The organism is Lysinibacillus sp. DFXJR4 (assembly GCF_057196045.1).
The window spans coordinates 136,397-154,046 of record NZ_JBXUNW010000003.1; the positions used below are offsets into that span (position 1 = coordinate 136,397).

At 38.2% G+C, this 17,650-nt stretch carries 13 protein-coding genes and 1 other annotated feature; of the genes, 6 read left to right on the top strand and 7 right to left on the bottom strand.

Translation table 11 applies throughout. The annotated features are described in order from the left end of the window. Window positions 1-2: 2 nt before the first annotated feature. Entirely contained in the window at window positions 3-590 is a 588-nt protein-coding gene (locus AC2CGN_RS10890) for a TetR/AcrR family transcriptional regulator (protein WP_484513822.1), read from the bottom strand. 929 nt (window positions 591-1,519) lie between these two features. Here AC2CGN_RS10890 and AC2CGN_RS10895 point away from each other — a divergent pair. Together AC2CGN_RS10895 and AC2CGN_RS10900 are read left to right on the top strand one after the other, a co-directional pair. Then, window positions 1,520-2,725, top strand: a complete 1,206-nt coding sequence (locus AC2CGN_RS10895; protein ID WP_286924646.1) for an iron-containing alcohol dehydrogenase — start codon at window positions 1,520-1,522, stop codon at window positions 2,723-2,725. A 380-nt stretch (window positions 2,726-3,105) separates the two neighbouring features. Next, complete coding sequence (locus tag AC2CGN_RS10900; protein ID WP_484513825.1) at window positions 3,106-3,918, top strand: cobalamin-binding protein; 813 nt, start codon at window positions 3,106-3,108, stop codon at window positions 3,916-3,918. A 184-nt stretch (window positions 3,919-4,102) separates the two neighbouring features. Here the strand turns inward: AC2CGN_RS10900 and tyrS are convergent, their stop codons facing one another. Continuing rightward, window positions 4,103-5,371: a tyrosine--tRNA ligase gene (tyrS, locus tag AC2CGN_RS10905; protein WP_484513826.1), complete on the bottom strand. Its 1,269-nt coding sequence runs from the start codon at window positions 5,369-5,371 to the stop codon at window positions 4,103-4,105. A gap of 70 nt (window positions 5,372-5,441) precedes the next feature. Next, window positions 5,442-5,650 (bottom strand) — a binding site (T-box leader). Between the two features lie 102 nt (window positions 5,651-5,752). On the opposite strand from tyrS, the gene AC2CGN_RS10910 reads away from it, so the two are divergent. Beyond that, window positions 5,753-8,818 carry a transglycosylase domain-containing protein gene (locus AC2CGN_RS10910; protein WP_484513828.1) on the top strand — a complete coding sequence of 1,022 codons (3,066 nt, stop codon included), beginning with the start codon at window positions 5,753-5,755 and terminating at the stop codon, window positions 8,816-8,818. Between the two features lie 172 nt (window positions 8,819-8,990). Then, complete coding sequence (locus AC2CGN_RS10915) at window positions 8,991-9,872, top strand: NAD-dependent epimerase/dehydratase family protein (RefSeq protein ID WP_484513830.1); 882 nt, start codon at window positions 8,991-8,993, stop codon at window positions 9,870-9,872. 68 nt (window positions 9,873-9,940) lie between these two features. On the opposite strand, the gene argD is transcribed toward AC2CGN_RS10915, so the two are convergent. The 4 genes from argD to argC all read right to left on the bottom strand — a co-directional run bounded on the left by argD (window position 9,941) and on the right by argC (window position 14,226). After that, the gene (argD, locus tag AC2CGN_RS10920) at window positions 9,941-11,071 is read right to left on the bottom strand and encodes an acetylornithine transaminase (protein WP_484513832.1); all 1,131 of its coding nucleotides are present in this window, start codon (window positions 11,069-11,071) and stop codon (window positions 9,941-9,943) included. A gap of 36 nt (window positions 11,072-11,107) precedes the next feature. After that, window positions 11,108-11,896, bottom strand: a complete 789-nt coding sequence (argB, locus tag AC2CGN_RS10925) for an acetylglutamate kinase (RefSeq protein ID WP_429982753.1) — start codon at window positions 11,894-11,896, stop codon at window positions 11,108-11,110. Continuing rightward, window positions 11,859-13,091 (bottom strand): bifunctional glutamate N-acetyltransferase/amino-acid acetyltransferase ArgJ, encoded by a 1,233-nt coding sequence (gene argJ / locus AC2CGN_RS10930; protein WP_286924652.1) that lies wholly within the window; start codon window positions 13,089-13,091, stop codon window positions 11,859-11,861. Before argJ ends, argB begins: the two co-directional genes overlap by 38 nt. Window positions 13,092-13,191: 100 nt before the next feature. Next, a complete protein-coding gene (gene argC, locus AC2CGN_RS10935; RefSeq protein WP_484513834.1) occupies window positions 13,192-14,226 on the bottom strand; it encodes an N-acetyl-gamma-glutamyl-phosphate reductase in 1,035 nt (344 codons plus the stop codon). Window positions 14,227-14,510: 284 nt separating this feature from the next. Between argC and AC2CGN_RS10940 the strand changes: the two genes are divergently transcribed. After that, complete coding sequence (locus AC2CGN_RS10940) at window positions 14,511-14,852, top strand: hypothetical protein (RefSeq protein WP_286924654.1); 342 nt, start codon at window positions 14,511-14,513, stop codon at window positions 14,850-14,852. A gap of 72 nt (window positions 14,853-14,924) precedes the next feature. On the opposite strand, the gene acsA is transcribed toward AC2CGN_RS10940, so the two are convergent. Beyond that, window positions 14,925-16,652 (bottom strand): acetate--CoA ligase, encoded by a 1,728-nt coding sequence (gene acsA, locus AC2CGN_RS10945; RefSeq protein WP_484513836.1) that lies wholly within the window; start codon window positions 16,650-16,652, stop codon window positions 14,925-14,927. 346 nt (window positions 16,653-16,998) lie between these two features. On the opposite strand from acsA, the gene AC2CGN_RS10950 reads away from it, so the two are divergent. Further along, the gene (locus AC2CGN_RS10950) at window positions 16,999-17,631 is read left to right on the top strand and encodes a GNAT family N-acetyltransferase (RefSeq protein WP_286924655.1); all 633 of its coding nucleotides are present in this window, start codon (window positions 16,999-17,001) and stop codon (window positions 17,629-17,631) included. Window positions 17,632-17,650: the final 19 nt, after the last annotated feature.

Sequence of the window (17,650 nt, forward strand, 5' to 3'; positions counted from 1 at the left end):
CTTCAATTAGCCTCCTTGTTTTCAAGTATCGAAATAATCCACATAGTATTAGGACAAGGCGTTTCTGGATGTAGCGCAATATATTGAGCAATTCCTTGTATAGAACACCAAAATGATATAGCAAGGGCTTCTGGATTCCCTTGCCTGATTTCACCTAACAATTGTCCCTTTTCAATTAAAGGGATACTCCTTTTTATCAATTTGTCTGCTTCAGAAAGCATTTCCTTTAAATCCTCTGACAAGTGTTCTAGATGCTGGGCATTTTCCATCAATACAAACATTTTTGCAGCTGATGGATTTGTACAAATCATTTTAAATAACTCCTCAACAACTACCTTAAACGTGTCTAAGGGTGATTCATCAGTAAAGTGAAAATCCATTTTAAGTCGTTCACAGCCTATCCGAATAAGCTCTTCATAAAGTTTTTCCTTAGAGTCGAAATAATGAAAAAGCAATCCCATACTCATATCAGCAGCTTTGGCAATATCTGCAACCTTTGTTTCCCCATATCCCTTCCGTATAAATAAATCCAGTGCAGATGTTAAAATAACGGCCTTTCGTTGCTCCTTCTGTTCATGTCGCAATGACATAGTCAACACTCCTTCATTAAAAATATATTCATTGAAATAATATTCAATGAAAATTTAAAAATCCCTGCTAAAATATCTATAAACGGAACTTTTTTAAGAAGGTAATGGATCTTTTTTGTTTGAAAGAAGTCAACTGTAGGAAATATCCGAAGTAAAAGGAGGATAATATGAAGCTTGATGAATTAGTTATACTGATCTTAATTTATAGTGGGCTAATGACTTTTTTCATTGTGCCATTTGATAGGAATAAACCTTTTGAACACCCCTGCACGTTTTCAAAGCTTTTCAGAGAAAATCTAAAGAGGCTCATTTTCCATAAAAAGACGCTATTTGCGGTTATATTATTCATTCTACCATTAATAGGTATTTGGTTTGGCTTTAAACAACAGGAATACCATACCAACGCTCATAGTGGAAATCCCCCTATTCATACAAATACAACAGCAATTTTCTATATGTGTGGATTATTCCTCTATACAATTGTTCTATATTTACTACTTGCATTGACTACAACTTTCAAAGCTCAAAAAAATAACCATTAAATCATCTAAATAATGACAATTTTATGTACTTTAAAATAGTAATTGTATAAGGAAAAACAACTTAAACACTATCATTATAATCAATATAAAATATCAGTTATTTACTATGTATTTGAGCTTGATTTTAGAACCAATTCCTCAAAAATATATTTTATTTTTATAAAAAAACATTTAAAAAGCGTATTAAAATCAATATTCCTAGGCAACCCAATTGTTCAGCCATAATTAAAAAGGTTCATCTTTTTTTGTAAAATAATAACTTGGTAAAACGGGGATATTTTATCAAAAATATGAGTTGAACTTTCATAAAAAATAGAATACGATGAATTTCGAAAGATGGTTCACCATCATTCAAGCAATAACAATTTTTTTAAAGGGGTTGGAAATATGTCAGACGTTCTAAAGCAATTTGTAATGCCGAAAACAAACTTATTTGGACCTGGAGCAATTCAAGAAGTTGGTAAACGCTTAAATGATTTAGAAGTGAAAAAGACATTAATCGTAACAGATGAGGGCTTACACAAATTAGGTCTCTCTGAACAAATTGCTAGCATCATTACAGCAGCTGGAATTGATGTAGCAATTTTCCCGAAGGCAGAACCAAATCCAACAGATCAGAACATTGAAGATGGTATTGCAGTGTATCATGCAGAAAACTGTGATTCTATCGTTTCTCTTGGAGGAGGTAGTGCCCACGATGCAGCGAAAGGTATCGGACTTATTGCTTCGAATGGTGGACGTATTCATGATTATGAAGGCGTTGACAAATCACAAAACCCACTAGTACCATTAATCGCAATTAATACGACTGCTGGTACAGCTAGTGAGATGACTCGTTTCACGATTATCACGGATACTGCTCGTAAGGTGAAGATGGCGATTGTGGATAAACATGTTACGCCGCTTTTGTCTATTAATGATCCAGAGTTAATGATTGGCTTACCTCCTGCTCTAACTGCGGCAACTGGTGTAGATGCCTTAACACACGCAATCGAATCATTTGTGTCGACAAATGCAACACCAATTACGGATGCATGTGCTGAAAAGGTACTTCAGTTAGTTCCAGAATATTTGCCGCGTGCCTATGCAAATGGTGCGGATTTAGAAGCACGTGAACAGATGGTGTATGCTCAATTTTTAGCGGGTATGGCATTTAACAATGCTTCACTTGGTTACGTACATGCCATTGCACATCAACTAGGCGGCTTCTATAACCTTCCACATGGTGTATGTAATGCCATTTTATTGCCACATGTTTGCCGCTTCAACTTAACAGCTCGTACTGAACGCTTTGCAACGATTGCTGAGTTATTAGGTGAAAATGTTGAGGGCCTAAGTAAACGTGATGCTGCTGAAAAGGCGATTGAAGCTATTGAAAAATTATCAAATGATTTAAATATCCCTAGTGGCTTCCGTGAGTTAGGTGCAAAGGACGAAGATATTGAAATTTTAGCGAAAAACGCAATGTTAGATGTATGCGCTGCAACAAACCCACGTAAAGCAACGTTAGAAGATATTAAACAAATTATTACAAATGCAATGGGTCCAGTAACGAAAAAAGAAGAATCACTGGAAGCTGTTGCACTTTCATAAAAACAATTACTTGGTATGTCTCTTGCAGGCATACCTTTTTATCTCGATTCAGCATCTACTGTGTGAAAGCGCAGCGACAGCAAAAAATGTTTATATACTGAAAGCGAAGCATTAGGTACATAATACTCCCACCTCTATAGACAACGAGATGAATACAATTTTCCCCCTATTCAGCAGGATACAAACGTCCGTTAAAATAGAGAAACTCAGGCAAAGATCATTACATTCTGGAGGGATCAACATCGTGTTGACCTAAAGCCACAGCGGATGTTGAAGGGGAGCTTTTCAAGGGAGCTCGAAAAAACCCTGAAGTATTTGCTCATTGTGCGTATCGCCTATACTCGCTATACTTTTCTTAAAAACAATGGGGGTAAAGGAATATGCGTTTAATTTCAATTTGTCCTAGTAATACTGAGCTTGTAGCGTATTTAGGTTTGCTGGATCAGCTTGTTGGTGTTGATGATTTTTCTGATTGGCCATTAGCAGTGAAAGACTTGCCCCAGCTCGGACCAGATTTATCGATTAATATGGATGCATTAGAGGCATTACAACCAGATCTTGTACTCGCATCCTTAAGTGTCCCTGGCATGGAAAAGAATATTGAAGCATTACAAGCTAGAAATATACCACATATTGTGTTTAATGCTAATTCCTTAGAGGAAATTGCACAGGATCTTCATACTTTAGGCAAAGCATGTGGTGTTGAGGACCGCGCTAAAAACATAGCTGAGAGTTATTTACAATGTATTGAACACTTACGTTCCATTGCTCAAACAGTTGCTAAAAGACCTACACTCTATTGGGAATGGTGGCCAAATCCTATTTTTACAGCAGGGAAATTAAACTGGCTCACTGAAATTAGTGCCATTGCTGGTGGTCAAAATTGTTTTCAGGATGTAGCATTAGCTAATGTGCAAACTGATTGGACAGATGTAGTACAACGTAATCCTGACTATATTTTGATGGCTTGGGTAGGTGTTGCCTTTGAGCGAATTCAACCAGCAAATTTATTGAAACGTCCTCATGCGCAGGCGCTACAAGCCGTTCAATTACAACAACTTCATGTAATGGAGGAATGGCTTTATTGTCGCCCATCACCTCGTCTACTAGAGGGAGCATTAAAGCTAGCTAAATTGCTTCATCCTGAGAATTATGAAGATGTAAAACTTCCAATTTTTTTAAATAGTAATTAAAGCAAAATCCCCTTTAAACTGAAGGGCACAGGGAAAACTAGGTGTATTAACGTAACACTTAAGAATGTACAGTAATTATGAAAAAATAATTAATCCAAATCCTCAACTGAACAATAAAAAAAGGTCGATTTGCATCACATTTCTGTGGCAAATCGACTTTTTCAGGGTTTTGATTATTTTTTAATTAAACAAACTTCACCATATGGTATTTTTTCTTCCCACGACGTACAATGCTAAATGCGTCCTCTAAACGATCCTTCCCATCAATTACATAACCTAAATCAGTGACCTTTTCACCGTTCACACTAATTGCTCCATTCGTGACATCCTCACGAGCTTGACGTTTTGAAGGTGAGATAGCCGCTTCCACCAGTAAGTCCACAATGTTTTTATCTTCTTTTGCCATTTCAATAGAAGGAACATCTTTAAAAGCATCCTTCATTTCCTCAGCAGAAAGTGATTTTAAATCTCCTGAGAATAATGCAGCTGTAATGCGAATGGCTTGATCTAATGCTTCTTGACCATGAATTAAGCGAGTCATTTCTTCAGCTAGTGCTTTTTGTGCCTTACGTAAATGAGGTTCCTCTTCTACAGATACAGCTAATGCTTCAATTTCTTCTCGAGAAAGGAATGTGAAGATTTTTAAGTATTTTACAACGTCAGCATCGGCAGCATTAATCCAGAATTGGTAGAACTCGTATGGAGATGTTTTTTTGCCATCCAACCATACAGCTCCACCCGCTGTTTTACCAAATTTTGTACCATCTGCTTTCGTTACTAAAGGAATTGTTATACCAAAAGCTTTCGTTTCTTCCTCATGTGTTTTACGAATCACTTCTAAACCTGTTGTAATATTCCCCCACTGGTCAGAGCCACCTACTTGAATACGACAGTTGTAATGGTTGTATAAATGATTGTAATCAATACCTTGAATTAAAGTATACGCAAACTCAGTAAATGAAATCCCTGTATCAAGGCGTGATGCAATCGTATCCTTCGCAAGCATGTAGTTAACGTTAATTAATTTCCCGTAATCACGTAAAAATTCAATCGTGTTCATTTTGCCAATCCAGTCACGGTTATTCACTAATTGTGCGCCATTGCCATCTTCCGCAAAATCAAAAATACGCTCTAATTGCCCACGAATACCCTGAACATTTTTATCAATTTGTTCAACCGTTTGCAATTGACGTTCCTCTGAACGACCAGATGGATCACCAATCATACCTGTCGCCCCACCCACTAACAAAATTGGACGGTGACCAGCTTTTTGAAAGCGACGTAGCGTTAAAAGAGGGACAATATGTCCAATATGCATAGAATCAGCAGTTGGATCAACACCACAGTATAATGAAACCGACTGTTCATCTAAAAGTTTAGCCATTCCTTCAGCATCGGTTTGTTGGTATAGCAGACCGCGCCATTCTAAATCTTGTAATAATTCGTTCGTCATTTTTATTCCTCCTAAGTTTTAATATCTCGTGTAGGGAGAACAAAAAAGTCCCTACACGCAAACAATTGCATGCAGGGACGTTAAATTGTAAATTAACGCGGTACCACCCAGCTTGAAGATGTCATCCATCTTCCACTTCATTCAACCGCCTTTATCGCAGGCGCGCACGTCTAAGCTCCAAGCACGTAATTCATCTCTACACTTTGACCAGCTTTCACCAACCGCTGGCTCTCTAAACAGGGAATATAGAAACTACTGCAAGCTCTTCTTCACTAGAAAACTATAAGCATTATTCTATACGATTCTTTTTGATTGTCAATAACTATGTTCGAGCCAAATCAATATGTGCTATAATAAACAAGATTTTAGGAGGTCGATACATTGAAAGATTGGATTGAGAAAATCAATGCAAAGATCGATGAATTAATTCAACAAAAATGGATGAAGAGATTACGTATTTCAGGTAGTGTTACCTGGAACTTATTTTTACTATTTTTAGTCTTTGCATTGGTAGGCACTGTATTTGCCGGTTCAGTGGGTGCCGGCTATTTTGCATCTCTCGTAAAAGAAGAACCGTTACGCTCTAAGAAAGATTTACGAGAGCTTATTTTTAACTATGACTCTACCAGTGAGATTTATTTTGCCAATGATATTTATATTGGGAAATTGCGAACTGATTTAGATCGTCGTGAAACAACACTTAACAATGTGTCACCTGATGTTATTAATGCCGTTCTCGCAACAGAAGATGAATACTTCCGTGAGCATAATGGGATTGTGCCAAAAGCTGTTATTCGAGGATTGCTTCAGGATGTTACAAACTCTGCAACACAAACAGGTGGCTCTACATTAACACAACAACTTATCAAAAACCAAGTATTAACAAATGAAGTATCCTATGAACGTAAAGCAAAAGAACTTTTACTTGCTATGCGATTAGAGCACTTTATGACAAAGGATGAAATTTTAGAGGCCTATTTAAACATTATTCCTTATGGTCGTAATGCGTCAGGGCGAAATATTGCAGGAGTTGAGACGGCAGCTGAAGGTATATTTGGTGTCAAAGCAAAAGATTTAACGCTACCTCAAGCGGCGTACATAGCAGGTATTCCACAAGCACCTTTTGCCTATACACCTTTTACAAATAAAGGTGTACTTAAAAGTGAAGAAGCACTTCAACCCGGCATTGATCGTATGAAAACCGTCCTTTATCGTATGAAGGATGCAGGTTACATTGATGAAGCTCAGTATCAAACAGCACTAAACTATGACATCAAAGCAGACTTCCGTTCACCAGAAATGCGCCCAGAAGACCGCTATCCATGGTTAACATATGAGCTGGAAAGTCGTGCAACAGATATTATTGCTGAAAAACTAGCAGCGGAAGATGGAATTGATCCTGAACGCTTAAAGAATGAAGAAAAATTAAAAGATAAGTACAAGATTCTAGCAGATCGTGATGTCCGCTCTAAAGGCTATCGTATTTATTCAACAATCAATAAAGATATGTACGATGCCATGCAAAAAGCAGCAGAGAACTTTAAATATTATGGTCATACGTATACAGGAAAAGATAAAGATCCTGTAACAGGTGAAGAAATAGATGTAGAAATGCCAGTACAGGTAGGAAGTATTTTAATTGAAAATACTACTGGGCGTATTTTAAGCTTTGTAGGTGGTCGTGACTTTAAAACAACTGAAGTAAACCATGCAACACAGGCATTCCGTCCAAACGGTTCAACAATGAAGCCATTACTTGTTTATGCACCAGCTATTGAATATGGTGTAATCGGCGCAGGTAGTCCATTAGTTGACGTAAAATTCTCTATCGGCAAATGGAGTCCTAAAAACTATATTACAAGTGATGAGCGTGGCTTAATTCCTGCACGTGAAGCGTTAGCAGACTCACAAAACTTATCAGCCTTACGTTTATACAATGATATTATTAATAAACGTCCTGCTGATTACTTAGCAAAAATGGGCTTTACTAAATTAGCCCCTAATGATTATACAAACCTTTCAACAGGAATTGGCGCATTAGAAATAGGAACAACTGTAGAGGAAAATACAAATGCCTTTGCAACCTTTGCAAATGGTGGTCAGTTCATTGATGCCTACATGATAGATAGAATTGAGGATCAAGAGGGAAATATCGTTTACAAACATGAAGCTGAACCTGTCCAAGTTTACAGTCCTGAAACTTCTTACATCATTACAGATATGCTTCGAGATGTGTTAACTAAGGGAACAGGTACAATGGCAAAAAACACGCTAAAATTCTCTGCCGATTTTGCTGCAAAAACAGGTACTACACAAGAATATAAAGATGTATGGCTAGTTGGCTATAACCCAAATGTATCACTTGGTGTATGGTTGGGCTATGATAAACAAAAAACTTTATATGCATTTAACAATACGTATTTGCAGCCTAGTGTGCGTATAAACAAGCTATGGGGAACATTAATGAATTCGGTCTATGATGTTGATCCGCAATTAATAGCCCCTAAAACAAGATTTAAGCAGCCAAAAAATGTTGTGTCTGCTTCATTCTGTGGTATTTCTGGTTTAGCACCTTCAGCAGCATGTTCTAGCGCTGGACTTGTGCGATCCGATTTGTTTAACGCAAAAGTCTTTTTACCTTCCCAACCTGATGATAGCCTTGCTTCTTCAAGTGTTGTAACGATTAAAGGGAAAACATATAATGCTCTCCCTAGCACACCGCCGGAATTTGTAAAACCAGGTGGCGCAGGTATTAACCAAGCATTTATAAAACGCATGCTTGGACGACTTGGTGGTAACCCTGCTAGTCTACTGCCTAAAAATTCAACATTATCAAATTCATCTGTTTCAGCGGTTGACTTCCCAGCAGATGGCAACCCACCAGCAGCAGTAACTGCATCGATTAATGGCAACACATTATCTTGGTCAGGCTCTTCCAATGATGTTGTTGGTTACCGAATATATAATGTGACAAACGGTGGTCATACGCTTGTCAATTCAGTGCTTGAATCAACCCAAAGCATGACAGTAGCAAGTGGACAAGCCTACGTTGTTGTTGCAGTAGATATCACAGGTTTAACCTCTCCGCAATCAAATGTGGTTTCAACTGGAGGAAGTGAGGATGAACCTGATCAGGAGGGCGATCAAGAAACAACTCCTCCAGTTACGCCACCTGAGGATGGTACTGGCAATAATGGCAATGGCTCTGGGAATGGAACCGGTGGTAATAATGGGAATGGATCTAATAATGGCAATGGTTCCAGCAGTAATGGCAACGGCTCGAACAATGGCAATAACGGCAATGGCACGGGCAACGGAAATAATGGCAACAGCTCAAATAATGGCAATGGCTCAAATAATGGCAATGGCTCTGGAAACAACGGGAATGGAAATACTGGAGGAGACAACGGTAATACAACTCCACCACCTGAAACACCGACTCAATAATTGCCTTAATTAAGCGCCTTGTCATCTTCTGAAAAATGATGCCAGCTTTCCCATCCTTTGAAGCTTTCAAACTAATATTTAAATAAATAGACTTCCTACAAGCACTTTTGCATTGTAGGAAGTCTATATTTTTGTCATGATAAAGAGGACTACTAATAAGGGGTGGAAAAGTATGAACATATTGGTAATAGGCGGTACACGTTTTTTTGGAAAAAAGCTTGTTGAGCTATGTCTTCAAAATGGACACACTGTTACGATATTAACACGCGGCCAAAGTGGTAATCCTTTTGGGGCACAGGTAAAGCAGTTAATTGTGAATCGTGATGATGCCAAAGCGTTAGCACAGGCGCTTGAAAGTTCCTCATGGGATATCGTCTTTGATAATATTTGTTATGCACCAGATGAAGCTCAAAAACTATGTGAAATTTTAGAAGGTAAAACAAAAAAACTCGTTTTTACCTCTACTCTATCCACTTACGAGGTAGACGGTAATGTAAAATCGGAAGAGGATTTTAATCCTTATGATTATGAAATTAGTATGGGGAATCGTGAAGATTTTTCCTACGCTGAAGGCAAACGACAAGCTGAAGCACTATTTTTCAAAGAGGCTACCTTCCCTGTTGTTGCTGTGCGTTTTCCAATTGTTATGGGCGAGAACGATTATACACAACGTTTACACTTTCATGTGGAACGAATTGTCAAGGGGGAACCGATTTCTTTACCCAATATTGAAGCAAAGATGAGTTACATCACAGATGAGGAAGCCGCAGCATTTTTATATTTTGCCGGTATTTCTCCAATAGAGGGTCCTTATAATGCCACAGCAACAGGAGCCATTTCTTTAAAGGATTTAATTGGACTAATTGAAGAGGCTAGTGGAAAACATGCTAGAATTTCGCTAATTGGTAGCGATGAGCATTCACAGTCCCCCTATGGAGTTCCAGCAGATTGGTATATGTCAAATGCAAAGGCAGAAGCTGCTGGCTTTACATTTAGCCAACTCCATGATTGGCTCCCCGACCTAGTAAAGACATTGGTAAAACAGCTACAATAAACTATAACCAACACAAAGAATCTGCTAGATTTAAACTAGCAGATTCTTCAATGAAACAATTTTAATAATTAAGGCAATATTGTTTTTAAAATAGTAATCGCTTCATCAATTTCCTCTTTTGTTACTGTCAATGGTGGTAATAAACGAATAACGTTTGGTCCCGCTCCTACTAATAATAAGCCCTTTTCCTCTGCAGCCGTAATATATGGCGCCACTTCTGCAGTACCACAACCAATTCCAAGCAGTAAACCTTGGCCCTGTACCGTGTAAGTAGAAGGTAGATTTACCTTTAACTGATTCACAAAATAGGCTGATAGCTCCTGTACATTTTGCAAAAATGCGGAATCAAAAACATGATCTAGTACAGTTTCTGCTACACTCATCGCGATTGGATTACCACCAAATGTCGTGCCATGGGTTCCAGGACCAAATGTGTCATATAATTCAGCAGTTCCAAGCATACCACCGATAGGGAAGCCGCCACCTAGTCCTTTTGCTAATGTCACGATATGTGGTTTTAAAATTGTTTGCTCAAAGGCATATCTTGTTCCAGTTCGTCCTATTCCTGTTTGAACCTCATCAACAATCAGTAGAATTCCTTTTTCCTCACAAATTTTTGCTAATGCAGCGGCAAATTCCGCAGATACACTGTTTATGCCTCCCTCTCCTTGAATCATTTCTAGCATTATGGCTGCTACAGATTCATCAATAGCTGCTTCAAGGGCATTCACATCATTAAAAGGAAGAATTGTAAATTTACCAACAAGTGGTCCAAAGCCATTATGTACCTTGCCCTGACCTGTTGCGGACATTGCGCCAAAAGTTCTCCCATGGAATGATTTTTCAAAGGAAATTATATGATGCTTCCCTGTATGCTTACGGGCTAATTTAATAGCCGCTTCATTGGCTTCAGCACCACTATTGCAGAAAAACGCATAGGAAAAATGTGTATCGGCTATTAGTTTTTGTGCAACCTTCTCTTGACCTGGTATATCAAATAAATTAGAGATATGCCATAGCTTTTCACTCTGCTCCTGGATCGCTTTCACAATCGCGGGGTGCGCATGACCTAGACTTACTACAGCTATTCCACTAGTAAAATCTAAATATTTTTTTCCAGCAGTATCTTCTACAACTGTTCCTCGCCCTTTGACTATTTGGGCACGGCGCTTGCCATAGTTACCAAATAAAGCACTCATTCTTATCAGCCCCTATTCTACTAAATTTAATCATCCCTACAATGGGGTGAAACCTCTTTTACTGTCTAAAATGGTCGTTCCTACTAAAGATTCGCCAACAATTTGGACAGATGGAATTCCTGCATTTAAGCATTCTAAGGCTCCTTGGACTTTAGGAATCATACCACCGTAAATATGTCCTTCTGCAATCCATTGATGGATTAAGGCAGGCGTTGCTTGTGATTGATATTCATCATGAATACGAATACCACTTACATCTGTGACAAGTAATAGACTGTCTGCTTTGATCGCTAATGCGATTTCACTAGCAACTGTATCTCCATTAATATTCAGTGCCTGACCCGATTCATTCGCTCCGATACAAGCAATAACTGGCACAATATTCGCATTGATTAATGCTTCTAGCAAGGATGTATTAACTGTATTGACTTCTCCTACAAATCCATAAACATCTTTATCAAGATAATCGGCTACCAATAGTTTTCCATCGAAGCCATTTAATCCTACCGCAGTAATGCCTGCTGATGTTAATTCATGAACTAGATCAGGATTAACTTTTCCAATAAGTGTTGTCTGAACGATGTCAATGGCAGCTTCATTTGTGACACGGATTCCATTTAAGATATGGGATTCAACCTTTTGAGCCGCGAGTTCACGGTTGATGGCTGGACCACCACCATGCGTAATGATAAGCTCTACCCCGCTTTCTTGAAGCTTTTTAAAATTTTCAAAAAACGTCTCATTTAAGCCTTCTAGCGTACTGCCGCCAAGCTTAATGACCATACGTTTATGAGCGGTATGATGCATTGATTTGAACGTAGTCATAAGTTAAATCACATCCCCATGCATGCCCCTTGCCCTCACCTAAACCAAGTGACACATAAATTTTTACTTCATGCATTTTTAAAATTTGAATCAACTCATCTTCTGAGAAAGGTATGGGCTCGCCGTTTTCTACCATTGTTGCCCCACCGATTTGAATCGTAATTTTATCTGGATCAACAGTTGCTCCACTATAGCCTACTGCCGCAATTATGCGTCCCCAGTTGGCATCACATCCGAATACGGCTGTTTTTACAAGTGGTGAACCAACTACCGTTTTAGCAATTTTACGTGCTTCTTCATGTGATATGGCCCCTTCCACTTCTACCTCAATTAGCTTCGTTGCTCCTTCACCATCTTTCGCAATCATCTTTGCAAGATCTTGAGCAACTGTTTTCAACGTATAATAAAAGTTTTGCCAATCTGGATGTGCAGGTGTTAAAGCTTCGTTTCCTGCTAAACCATTTGCCATAACCACAACAGTGTCGTTTGTTGATGTATCTCCATCCACTGTAATAGCATTAAACGTCAAATTTGTGATATCGGATAATGCACTCTGCAATACTTCCGATTCGATATACGCATCCGTTGTAATAAAACCAAGCATCGTTGCCATATTCGGCTCAATCATACCTGAACCTTTTGCCACTCCAGCGATAATAACCTCCTTACCATCAACTGTTGTACTATAGCTTGTGTTTTTCATCACCGTATCAGTTGTCATTATTGCCTGTGCAAAATCAATAGCACTTTCTAAATCATCCTTTGGTTCTAATTGCGTAATCCCTTTTGTAACTGGCTCCATTTTCATTATTTCACCGATAACACCTGTTGAACAAACCCCCACTAGATTTGCTTCAATACCAAGCTTCTCTGCTGCTAGGAATTGCATTGTTTGCGCATCCTTTACACCTTGCTTTCCTGTACATGCATTTGCATTTCCAGAATTCACAATCATTGCTTGCATTTTCTTAGTTGTATACACAACTTCCTTTGTTACCTTTAATGGTGCTGCTTGCACAGCGTTGGTAGTAAATACACCCGCAACACTTGCTGGTACTTCACTTACTAATATGGCCAAATCCTTTTTCTTATGTTTTAAACCACAATGTAGACCGGCTGTTTTAAAACCTTTTGGTGAGACAATATTTTTACTTGACAATTTTTTCATAATATTCGTTGATGCTATTAGTGTCATATACTAATTCCTCCTTAAATTTAAAATAAGAGAAGCATACAGTTTCCTGCATGCTATAAAATGAAGGCTTCTTCAACCTAACTTTTATGAGGTTACGATATTAAATAAAGAACGGTACAACATCTAGCCCTGTTGTTTGCGGTAAATCAAATTGAACGTTCATATTTTGAATGGCCTGCCCTGCCGCCCCTTTGACTAAATTATCGATAACCCCAACAATCGTGGCACGGTTTGTTCGGCTGTCTACTTTCACAAAAATATCGCAATAGTTCGAACCTTTTACACGATTTGTTCCTAGACTATTGACATCCGTAACAATTCGAACAAATGGATGTTTGTCATAGGTATTTTTTAAACAAGAAATCAATTGTTCCTCTGTGACACCAGGCATAATCGGTGCGTAAGAGGTCGATAAAATCCCTCTTGTCATTGGTACTAAATGCGTATTGAAAGTTATTGCTGTCTGAACATCTGCAAACATTGAAATAGCCTGTTCGATTTCAGGGATATGCTGATGTGAATTTGTTTTATAGATTGAGAAATTCTCATTTGCCTCACTAAAATGTGTTGTCTGTGATGGTTTATTCCCAGCTCCAGAAATCCCGCTTTTTGCATCTATTATTAAAAAGCTTGGATCGATTAATCGCTCCTTTATTAGCGGTAATATGGATAGTAGAACCGCAGTAGGGTAACATCCGGGATTGGCAATAAGAGCTGCATGTTGTACATTTGCAGCATTCCATTCAGTTAAGCCATAAACACTTTGCTGAATAATATCCAGCGGTGCTGCTTTCTTGCCATACCATGTTTCATAGCTTGTAGTGTCTTTTAACCGAAAGTCACCGGATAAGTCTATTAATTTAGGACCTTTCCCTACTAATGGGGGCAAAAGCTCACTAGTCACCCCAGAAGGTGTACTTGTAAAAACCACATCATATTTCTCTAAAGCTTCATAATCAATTTTTTGTAACGGTGTATCAGCAATTTGAACGAGATGCCCAAACTTAGAAGAAAAAATTACACCTTCCTCAGAAGATGTAAATAACTCAATCTGCTCTACTGCTTTATGATTATGTAACAATCGAATAAGCTCCAGTCCACCGTAGCCAGTTGCACCAACAATTCCTACTTTCAATACACTCACCTCTGAAATAAGTTAAAATTAGTATACGACTGCATAATTATTAAGTCAATTGAATTTTTATTTATTTATAAATTTAATAATCTCGATGAATACAAAATACTTACAATCTTGCAGTAATAACCGATACTAAGCATGGTAATGTTTTTTAAATAAATAGTTGTCACACCTACTAAATTAATACCGTATAAATAATTAAAATTTTTTAAGAAATCTGTTAAATACATATTTCCAAATGGGAGGGTACTTTTATTTTGAAGCTACTAATATGTAACCTCATGTTTTTATTAGTACTAGCAGGGTGCTCATCTGCTATACCAGACAATCCAACTGCAAAATCTATTTTGAAAGAAAACCCACAGGTAGATATCCTTCAATACAATCAACTTATCTATACCAACGTTACCGAACCAGAATTCATACAAGATAATTTCATAAAAAGTGATAAATTAGGAGAAATCAAAAAGACGACGACCTCCTCTTTATTTTTTAAAGATTTTTATGCAACTAAATTACCCATAGGAACTGAAATTTTTGCAACAGATGATCAAAACACTTATACATTGATTATTGAATTAGATGGTGAACAAAAAATATATAAAGCGCTTATAGAAGGATAATTTTAAAGTTGAGCGTAAAAAAACAGGAATTTTTCGTTGACTGAAAAAAATTCCTGTTTGATAACGATACTATTAGTCTTCCATCGTCGACAAATCTCCAGTTGGTAGATTTAACTCCCATGCCTTTAACACACGACGCATAATCTTACCACTGCGTGTTTTTGGAAGCTTATCCTTAAATTCAATTTCACGCGGAGCTGCGTGAGCTGATAACCCCTTCTTGACAAAATTACGGATATCTTCAATCAAAGCATCTGATGGCTCAACGCCTTCACGTAATGAAACAAAGGCTTTAATTATTTCACCTCGTACAGGGTCTGGCTTACCGATAACACCTGCTTCAATTACATCTGGATGCTCCAATAGCTTGCTTTCAACCTCGAAAGGCCCAACACGCTCACCAGCCGTCATGATTACATCATCTACACGCCCTTGGAACCAGAAGTAACCTTCATCATCCATATAAGCAGAATCTCCTGACACATACCATTCACCTTTTAAGAAATAGGACTCATAACGCTCTGGATTGCCCCAAATTTGACGCATCATGGCTGGCCAGCCTCGACGAACTGCTAGATTCCCCATTGTAAATGGTGGCACTTCATTCCCAGCATCATCCACTATCGTTGCAAGAATACCTGGCAATGGTTTCCCCATGGAACCTGGCTTAATATCCATAGAAGGATAGTTACAAATCATATGTGCACCAGTTTCCGTCATCCACCACGTATCATGAATACGATGACCTAGCTCTTCACTACCCCAACGAATTACCTCTGGATTTAACGGCTCACCAACAGATAACACATGACGTAAAGAAGATAAATCATAATTCTCAAGCATGCCACTACCTGCACCCATCAACATTCTGAAAGCTGTTGGTGCACTATACCAAACGGTTACACTATAATCCTCAATAGCTTGATACCAGGCCTGTGGTGAAAACCTTCCACCAACGATAAGCATCGTTACACCATTTAACCATGGACCAAAAATACCATATGCAGTTCCCGTTACCCATCCTGGATCAGCCGTACACCAATAAATATCATCCTCACGCAAATCTAATACCCATTGCGATGATTGATATTGTTGTAGCATTGCGTTATGGACATGTAATACGCCCTTTGGTGCACCAGTTGATCCAGAAGTATAATGCAGAATCATGCCATCTTCTCTGTCCACCCATTCAATATCAAATTGAGATGAAGCTTCTTTTAGACGTTTATTAAAATCTAAAATCTGTGAAGTTTCCTCTATATTAGAGCCTACTAAAAAGACGTGCTGTAATTTAGGAAGCTTTTCTAAAGGTACTCGTTCAAGCAATTCAGGTGTCGTCACTAACGCTTTCGCTTCACTGTCGGCTAGTCGGTCGTAAACAGCTCCCTCCATAAATGCCTCAAACAACGGTCCAACAATAACGCCCATTTTCAATGCACCTAATAATGAAAAATACAACTCAGGAGAACGTGGCATGAAAATAAATAAACGATCCCCTTTTTCTAAATTCGTCGCTGATTTTAAAACATTCGCAGCCTTATTAGTTTGCTTTTTCATTTCATTAAAAGAATAAGCCTCTTTTCGTTTACCATCAGTGAAATAAAGAGCTACCTTATTCTTACGATATGTTTCCGTATGTCGATCAATCGCCTCATACGCCATATTCACACGACCTGTTTCGTACCAACTAAATCCTTTCTCTGTCTCTGCCCAATCATGTGTTGCTGCCGCTTCCTCGTAATTAGGTAAATTGTGTTGCCCAGGTATTGCTTTTAACTTCTCCATCATTTTCATCCCCATGAAACTACCCCTTTCTTTGCTATCGCTTTAGTACATTAGTAAGCAAACTTTAAATTATCCTATCAATAACTTTTCCCCCTTTAAAATTTGCCACCTTCTCCAAAGACAATTACGTTATGCAGCAAGTGTTATACAACAGTTTGAGTAGTAAAAAACAAATAAATTCTTATTCACACTACATTTATCTGTTAAATAACAGATGCAATATAAATCTATTTTACACGAATTCACTAAGAATGTCCTAATATTTTTATTTTTCCAAAAATACAGGTATATTTTGCAAAAATAAGCGTTTTTCCGCAAGAAATCAGCTATAATGGAATTATTAAACTCAGGTGGTGTAATTATGGAACATAAAAAAACTTTTTTTTCTGTCACAAAGGAAACAAAGCATGGTACTGTGTATGTGGAAGGACCTGTTCCTCCAGAAAAATTAGCTACATATTCATTCCATGAAGGCTTGGTTGCCTTTAGACCTCCTAAGCAGCAGCAGCAAGCTATTATTGAAATTGCAGGACTTCCTGAAGGGCGAATTATCGTTATTCGCCAAGAAGACATTATCGTAGGCTACGTCACCTATCTCTATCCAGACCCTCTTGAACGCTGGGCCGAGGACCGTATTGATAACATGATTGAGCTAGGCGCTATTGAAGTTATACCTGAATATCGTGGTACAGGTGCTGGTAAAGCATTGCTAGCTGTTTCTTTTATGGGAGATGAAATGGAAGACTATCTTGTTATCACTACTGAATATTATTGGCATTGGGATTTAAAAGGAACTGGCTTAAATGTCTGGGATTATCGTAAAATGATGGAGAAAATGATGAGCTCCGCTGGCTTCGAATATTTTGCGACAGATGATCCCGAAATTACTTCACACCCAGCCAACTGCCTGATGGCACGCGAAGGAAAACGTGTGCCTCCTGAAACAATGGAAAGATTTGATAAGCTTCGTTTTAGAAATCGCTTCATGTATTAAAACCACACAAAGGGGATAC

Coding starts and splice junctions, on each gene's coding strand:
- AC2CGN_RS10895 (WP_286924646.1), top strand. CDS start 1,520: ATGTCAGACGTTCTAAAGCAATTTGTAATGCCGAAAACAAACTTATTT.
- AC2CGN_RS10890 (WP_484513822.1), bottom strand. CDS start 590: ATGTCATTGCGACATGAACAGAAGGAGCAACGAAAGGCCGTTATTTTA.
- AC2CGN_RS10950 (WP_286924655.1), top strand. CDS start 16,999: ATGGAACATAAAAAAACTTTTTTTTCTGTCACAAAGGAAACAAAGCAT.
- AC2CGN_RS10915 (WP_484513830.1), top strand. CDS start 8,991: ATGAACATATTGGTAATAGGCGGTACACGTTTTTTTGGAAAAAAGCTT.
- AC2CGN_RS10900 (WP_484513825.1), top strand. CDS start 3,106: ATGCGTTTAATTTCAATTTGTCCTAGTAATACTGAGCTTGTAGCGTAT.
- AC2CGN_RS10940 (WP_286924654.1), top strand. CDS start 14,511: ATGTTTTTATTAGTACTAGCAGGGTGCTCATCTGCTATACCAGACAAT.
- tyrS (WP_484513826.1), bottom strand. CDS start 5,371: ATGACGAACGAATTATTACAAGATTTAGAATGGCGCGGTCTGCTATAC.
- argJ (WP_286924652.1), bottom strand. CDS start 13,091: ATGACACTAATAGCATCAACGAATATTATGAAAAAATTGTCAAGTAAA.
- argB (WP_429982753.1), bottom strand. CDS start 11,896: ATGACTACGTTCAAATCAATGCATCATACCGCTCATAAACGTATGGTC.
- acsA (WP_484513836.1), bottom strand. CDS start 16,652: ATGGGGATGAAAATGATGGAGAAGTTAAAAGCAATACCTGGGCAACAC.
- argD (WP_484513832.1), bottom strand. CDS start 11,071: ATGAGTGCTTTATTTGGTAACTATGGCAAGCGCCGTGCCCAAATAGTC.